This is a genomic window from Microbacterium sp. 5K110, assembly GCF_005774735.1.
Classification (GTDB): Bacteria; Actinomycetota; Actinomycetes; order Actinomycetales; family Microbacteriaceae; genus Microbacterium.
Genome location: NZ_VBUM01000151.1, coordinates 1 through 2,918, shown reverse-complemented (window position 1 = coordinate 2,918; position 2,918 = coordinate 1). Strand labels below are relative to the sequence as shown.

The 2,918-nt window shown below is 69.2% G+C and carries 2 protein-coding genes; both read left to right on the top strand.

Features of this window, described 5'->3' with window-relative positions; genetic code table 11:
• Positions 1-34 precede the first annotated feature (34 nt).
• Positions 35-1,168 carry an o-succinylbenzoate synthase gene (gene menC, locus FE256_RS17720; RefSeq protein WP_138178277.1) on the top strand — a complete coding sequence of 378 codons (1,134 nt, stop codon included), beginning with the start codon at positions 35-37 and terminating at the stop codon, positions 1,166-1,168.
• Between the two features lie 77 nt (positions 1,169-1,245).
• A complete protein-coding gene (locus FE256_RS17715) occupies positions 1,246-2,634 on the top strand; it encodes a glycine--tRNA ligase (RefSeq protein ID WP_138178275.1) in 1,389 nt (462 codons plus the stop codon).
• The last annotated feature ends 284 nt before the right edge of the window (positions 2,635-2,918 follow it).

The window sequence follows — 2,918 nt, the reverse complement described above, 5'->3', positions numbered from 1 at the left end:
ACCAAAGGGACGGGACGCCGGATACCCTGCCCTCATGCCGCCCCGCACTCCCGCCGCCCCCGTGACCCTGGATGCCATCGAGCTGCGGGTCCTGCAGATTCCCCTGGTCTCGCCGTTCACGACGTCGTTCGGCACCGAGACGGTGCGCGAGGTGATCGTCGTCCGTGCCGAGACCGCCGACGGCGTCGGGTGGGGCGAGGTCGTGACGCAGGCCGAGCCGTTCTACTCCAGCGAGTACACGCAGGGCGCGTGGGACGTGCTCACCCGCTTCCTCGCGCCCGCCCTGCTCGAGCGCCGCACGGTCGCACCCGAGGAGGTCGCCGGCATCCTCGCCCCCGTCGTTGGGCACCGCATGGCCAAGGCCGGGCTCGAGCTCGCCGTGATCGACGTCGCGCTGCGCGCAGAGGGCCGCAGCTTCTCCGCGTACCTCGGCGCAGAGAAGGACCGCGTGCCCTCGGGCGTCTCGGTCGGGATCCAGCGCGACCCCGCCGCTCTCGTCGACACCGTCGGTGGCTACCTCGACGAGGGGTACGTCCGCATCAAGATCAAGATCAAGCCCGGACGCGACATCGACGACACCGCCGCGGTCCGCGCGGCCTTCGGTGGCATCCCTCTGCAAGTGGATGCCAACTCCGCCTACACCCTCGCGGATGCCGACACGCTCCAGGGGCTCGACGCCTTCGACCTGCTCCTCATCGAGCAGCCGCTGCAGGAGGACGACCTCGTCGACCACGCGACGCTCGCGAAGCGCCTGCGTACCCCCGTGTGCCTGGACGAGTCGATCGTGTCGGACAAGGCCGCCGCCGACGCGCTGCAGCTCGGCGCCGCGGCGATCATCAACATCAAGGCCGGCCGCGTCGGCGGGTACCTCGAAGCCCTCGCGATCCACGACCGGTGCCGCGCGGCCGGGATCCCCGTGTGGTGCGGCGGCATGCTCGAGACCGGCATCGGGCGGGCGGCCAACGCCGCGCTCGCGGCGCTCCCGGGGTTCACGCTGCCCGGCGACATCTCGGCATCCGCCCGCTTCTACGACCGCGACATCGTGACGGCGCCCGCCGTCCTCGAGGACGGACACGTGCGCGTCCCGACCGGGCCCGGGCTCGGCGTCGAGATCGACGATGCGGCGCTGGAGGCCTTCACGGTGCAGCGGGAACGCCTCACACGATGAGGGGCGGCTTCGCTCGATAAACTGGATGCCGCGCACTCGCGCTCGCACCCACAACTTTCCCGACCATTGGAGCCACCGTGGCCGAACAATCCCGCCTCGACAAGGTCATCTCGCTCGCGCGTCATCGCGGGTTCGTGTTCCAGGCCGGTGAGATCTACGGCGGTTCGCGTTCGGCGTGGGACTACGGCCCCCTCGGCACCGAGCTCAAGGAGAACATCCGGCGCCAGTGGTGGCAAACGTTCGTGCGCGGCCGCGGCGACATGGTGGGCCTCGACTCGAGCATCATCCTGCCCAAGCGCGTGTGGGAGGCCTCGGGCCACGTCGCGACGTTCACCGACCCGCTCGTGGAGTGCCTGCACTGCCACAAGCGCTTCCGCTCCGACAACCTCATCGAGGACTTCGAGGCCCGCAAGGGGCGCACGGCCGAGAACGGCCTCGCCGACATCCCGTGCCCCAACTGCGGCACCAAGGGCCAGTACACCGAGCCCAAGGCCTTCTCCGGCCTGGTGAAGACGTACCTCGGCGTCGTCGACGACGAGTCGGGCCTGTACTTCCTGCGCCCCGAGACCGCGCAGGGCATCTTCGTGAACTTCTCCAATGTGCTCACGGCATCCCGTCGCAAGCCCCCGTTCGGCGTCGGTCAGGTCGGCAAGGCGTTCCGCAACGAGATCACCCCCGGCAACTTCATTTTCCGCACGCGCGAGTTCGAGCAGATGGAGATCGAGTACTTCACGCCCCCGGCCGAGGCGCAGGAGTGGTTCGAGCACTGGGTCGAGGCGTGCTGGAACTGGTTCGTCGACCTGGGCATCGACCCCGACAACATGAAGCGGTTCGACGTCCCGGAAGACGACCGCGCGCACTACTCCGCCGGCACGATCGACGTCGAGTATCGCTTCGGCTTCCCGGGCAAGGAGTGGGGCGAGCTCATGGGCGTCGCCAACCGCACCGATTACGACCTCAAGAGCCACTCGGATGCCTCGGGCTCGAGCCTCACCTACTTCGACCAGGCCTCGGGTGAGAAGTACACCCCGTACGTCATCGAGCCGTCGTTCGGTCTGACGCGCGCGATGATGGCGTTCCTCGTCGACGCGTACGTCGAAGAAGAAGTGCCCAACGCCAAGGGCGGCACCGACACCCGCACGGTGCTCAAGCTCGACCCGCGCCTCGCGCCGGTGAAGGCCGCCGTGCTGCCGCTCTCGCGCAACGAGCGCCTGTCGCCGCTCGCCCGAGAGGTCGCGGACACCCTGCGCTCTGCCGGCTGGAACGTCGACTTCGACGACGCCGGCGCGATCGGCCGCCGCTACCGCCGTCAGGACGAGATCGGCACGCCGTACTGCGTCACCATCGACTTCGACTCGCTCGACGACAACGCCGTGACCGTCCGCGACCGCGACACGATGGGCCAGGAGCGCATCCCGCTCGACGCACTGCACGGGTACCTCGCCGAGCGGCTTCGCGGCGCCTGACGTCCGCCGCGCGTCGCACGACGCGGTGGCGCTGTAGCGCTGGGCGATCTCGCAAGACTGCATCTGCCTGACATCTCCACTGCAGCCTGCAGCGGTTTTGTCAGCAGGATGCAGTCTCGCGGATTCCGGAGGCGACGGGCCGGTAGTCGCGGCATCCGGGCGTGGAGCGCCGCACCGGCCGTGACGGCACCGGCCGCGAGACTGCATCTGTCTGACATCTCCACTGCAGTCTGCAGCGGTTTCGTCAGCAGGGTGCAGTCTCGGCGAATCGGACTGGATTATGG